We start from the raw sequence: 876 nt of genomic DNA, 5'->3' as shown, positions 1-876 counted from the left end.
GGGGGGCCACCCGTAGGACATTTTTAGAAAACCCCTGAGAATCTTCTGCAATTCGAAACACTTCAGTCCCAATGGGAGTCAGTGGCTGGCCGGCTGGGGGTGCAGTGCGCCAATCCAACCAATGACTCGCCGTCGTGGAGGACTGAAGAATTCTGCTTTCCGTAGCCGTGCGTGTAATAGGTGGCCGCCAATCCACCTGCGGGACCGGTGCCCGCCACGGGTTGAGTGCCCCCGAGCTTGGCCCGGCGACTGGCGCATCCGCCCCCAGCAGGACGTCCTTGGGCTCATAAATATTCAAAATGAGTTCATCCTGGCCCGGCACATCCTTGTTCTTCAGCCGAAAACCATTTTCGCCATCACGACGGTAAATCGGCGTGTGATGCGAACCGTCCACAATGAAGCGCTCGCCGTCCCTCACATAAATCCCTGTTTCGCCCGGCCCTTTCAACGCTACGGCCCCTTCAGGCACGCCCTTGACGCTGAATCGTTCAAGAACCTTGAGGCGGCTGACGGTTGATAGAGATGGGGGCGACAGCACCACCCGGCCATACGCCGAAAGATTCGAGACGTGGATCTTTTTCAACCCAGCACTCATCGAACGCATACCTGAGCGGGCCAATGCGGCTACTTTCTTGGGGCCCGGCATAACCGTCGAGAAAATCTCTACCACCAAATAAATCGTCCCAAATGCCACGGCCACCGCGTCGCGAGCGTCGCCAAAGCGGTGATAACGCCGCGCTGTGAGCAGTAACTCATACAGTGAGTTAAATAGACTTGAAAGCGGCGAAAACACAGACAGCACTGCCCGGTCGCGGGTATCTCGCTCTTGCTTCAGGCGCCCTTCGCGATACTGATCCAGTGTCTTGCTGGAATTGC

General features: G+C 57.3%; 1 pseudogene. It reads right to left on the bottom strand.

Annotated features, from left to right (window positions below):
* Positions 1–876: pseudogene (locus IQK56_RS18650) on the bottom strand (dermonecrotic toxin domain-containing protein); the annotation flags it as partial.

The sequence above is a fragment of the Pseudomonas cyclaminis genome (assembly GCF_015163715.1).
Lineage (GTDB): Bacteria > Pseudomonadota > Gammaproteobacteria > Pseudomonadales > Pseudomonadaceae > Aquipseudomonas > Aquipseudomonas cyclaminis.
Note: the sequence above shows the minus strand (reverse complement) of the source record. Positions and strands in the feature narration are given on the sequence as shown.